General features: G+C 45.8%; 1 protein-coding gene and 2 pseudogenes. 2 read left to right on the forward strand and 1 reads right to left on the reverse strand.

All coding sequences use genetic code 11. From position 1 onward, the window contains the following. Together F6K20_RS32020 and F6K20_RS32025 are read left to right on the forward strand one after the other, a co-directional pair. Positions 1–1056: pseudogene (locus F6K20_RS32020) on the forward strand (FAD-dependent oxidoreductase); the annotation flags it as partial. A gap of 149 nt (positions 1057–1205) precedes the next feature. Beyond that, a complete protein-coding gene (locus tag F6K20_RS32025; RefSeq protein ID WP_008179677.1) occupies positions 1206–2360 on the forward strand; it encodes a hypothetical protein in 1155 nt (384 codons plus the stop codon). Positions 2361–2624: 264 nt separating this feature from the next. Here the strand turns inward: F6K20_RS32025 and F6K20_RS32030 are convergent. Further along, positions 2625–2971 (reverse strand): annotated as a pseudogene (locus F6K20_RS32030) (hypothetical protein); the annotation flags it as partial.

Here is a 2971-nt window from a genome sequence, read left to right on the forward strand (position 1 = left end):
TGAAGATAAAATTGTGCGCTTTGCTGATAAGGAAAGCCACAGATTTTTATTGAACCAGAAGGACGAGATATTCCAGAACTCTATATCCAGGGATTTTCTACTGGATTACCAGAGAATTTGCAGTTGCAGCTATTGCAAACTCTTCCGGGATTAGAAAATTGCGCTATGCTCCGTCCTGCTTATGCGGTTGAGTATGATTATTTACCAGCGACTCAGTGTTATCCAACACTGATGACTAAAAAAATTGAGGGATTGTTCTGCGCTGGACAAATTAATGGTACCACTGGCTACGAAGAAGCAGCAGCTCAGGGGATTGTAGCGGGAATTAATGCAGTGCGCTATGTAGGCCATCAGGAAATGGTGGTGTTTCCTAGGGAAGAAAGCTATATCGGCACGTTAATTGACGATTTGTGTACCAAAGACCTGCGGGAACCTTACCGAATGCTGACTAGCCGTTCGGAGTATCGGTTACTATTGCGGTCCGATAACGCTGACCGCCGTATGACTCCTTTAGGACGGAAACTGGGTTTGATTGATGACCGTAGGTGGCAGCTGTATCAACAAAAACAGGGAAACATCACCACAGAAAAAGCCCGACTCCAGTCGGTACGGATTAAGGAACATGATCCAATCGGAATTGCGATCGCATCCGATACCCAGCAAAAGATCAAAAACTCGATTACCTTAGCTGAGTTACTACGTCGTCCTGGTTTCCACTATGTCAATCTAGACCAATATGGACTCGGTGACCCTAACCTGAATCAGTCGGAACGGGAAGGAGCAGAAATTGATCTAAAATATGATGGTTATCTTAAGCGTCAGCAAAAGCAAATTGACCAAGTTTCTCGGCAAGCTAATCGGCAGTTACCACCAGATTTGGATTATGCTGCTATTGAAACTCTATCCAAGGAGTCTCGTGAAAAGCTTAGCCAGGTCAAACCTATGACTATTGGTCAGGCATCCAGAGTTGGCGGGGTTAATCCAGCAGATATCAATGCCTTGCTGGTATATCTAGAGGTGCGGGAACGAAAGTTCACTGCTGTTGTGGCTCCCTAATTTCAGGTTCGTTATTGCTCCCTGGTTGATCACCAGACGGGATATCCAACCATGGGAGGATTTTTCCCATAGAAAAGTCTAGTTTTGGGTCTCGGAAGATAATCTTCTGAAAGATATAGTCATAGTCATAGTAACGAGAGATACCATCGATGTCTCAGGATGTGATTACCAAAGAAAAATCAACAGAGCGGTTGAACCCTCCCCTTCCCATTCAGCCATGGTCGGTAGATGCTGAAGCCGATAGGTTAATGGATGATTTATTTGGGGATCTGTACCAAATGATTGAGAACGGCTGCGAGTTGCCGACAGAACCCCCTGAGCCAGACTATGTCTCCTTGGAACCGATAGCAATCCCGAAAATTCCCATACCAGGGGCAATCATTCCGTTTCTGGAATCCCCACTCCCCTCAACACAGGAGTTAGCCGAAACCACCTCAAGTGAGTTGCAAACGACAACGGCAGATACTAACTCTAGTACTGTCGCCGATCACTCTGGTCAGTTTTTAGACAAGCTCCTATGGGCTTTAGCCTTACTGTCCCTATCAGCAATCACAATGATGTGGCTGACTAGCCAGGGAAAGCTAACTTGGTCATGGTTGAACAACTTAGTGGCTTTGGGATCAGTTCAACAAGGCAAAGTCTCAGAACCTGATGCCCAGTTTATTAACTATATGTTGCGATCGCTAGAAGTGATTGACCGCAAAGCAAAAGCTATCAAAAAGCCTGTGATCGCCCAATCATTACCAAACCCCACGCCTCCCAATCGTCCGGTAGCTCATAATTCAGCACCAACTGCACCACCAACTGCTGTCAAAGAACGTGTCTTAGAACGAGTTTATTACATCCCGATTGAAAAGGTTCCAACCCCTGATCCTGCCATAGCATCCTCAGCGCCATCAGCGCCAGTTAAACCATCCCCTCCTACCACCCCTAAAATTACACCTAAACCATCACCAATCCCGAAACCACCGTCAAATGCTGTTCTAGAACCACCACCACCAACTATTCTAGAATTACCGCCACCACCAATCCCAGACCCCCTGCCCACCGCTACTCTTGACCGACTCCCTCCGCCCCCACCTCCCCCACCCTCATCACCTGCCATCAAACATACCTTGGTGGGATTACTGGAGCTAGGAGAACAATCTGCTGCTTTGTTTAAAATTGATGGTGTTACCCAACGGGTTAAGCTGGGGGAAGCAATTGCTAATAGCGGTTGGACTCTAGTCTCTGTAGATAATCAGGAAGCAGTGATTCGACGCAATGGTGAAGTTCGTTCAATTTACGTTGGACAACATTTTTAGTTATGTAAGATCATGACTGTAATAAATCACCATATCGAATTTAAAAAACAAATTCTAACGCTCTAAGGAAATTAACAACAGGATGGCTCGGTTGCCAATTGCCAATGGTATTTTATAGTCGATTATATTATGTATGCGTACGCGTAGCGTGGCCAAAGGCCAATCGCGTACCCGATTTGTGCGATCGCGATCGCACAAATCCCAATGCCCAATTTTAAATTAACTATTCATAACTAACTATAGTTATAGCAGTCGCCAGGGCAGTTAGGAGATGACAAAATTCTCACACCCTTTGTAAGCGCAAGAGTTTGACTTCTGACTTCTGACTTCTGACATCTGACATCTGACATCTGACATCTGACATCTGACTTCTGACATCTGACTTCTGACTTCTGACATCTGACTTCTGACTTCTGACATCTGACTTCTGACATCTGACATCTGACTTCTGACATCTGACTTCTGACATCTGACTTCTGACTTCTGACTTCTGACTTCGTTAGAGTCGATGCCTGGTATTACCCAGGGCACCTCTCCTTCAAATCTGGGCGTGCGACTTTCACCGCACCCAGCTCCTAGATATCCTGACCTTTCGGTCTGCTTCCGTGGAT

Origin of the sequence: Moorena sp. SIO2C4 (assembly GCF_010672485.1) — a bacterium.
GTDB classification, from domain to species: domain Bacteria; phylum Cyanobacteriota; class Cyanobacteriia; order Cyanobacteriales; family Coleofasciculaceae; genus Moorena; species Moorena producens.

Coding starts and splice junctions, on each gene's coding strand:
- F6K20_RS32025 (WP_008179677.1), top strand. CDS start 1,206: ATGTCTCAGGATGTGATTACCAAAGAAAAATCAACAGAGCGGTTGAAC.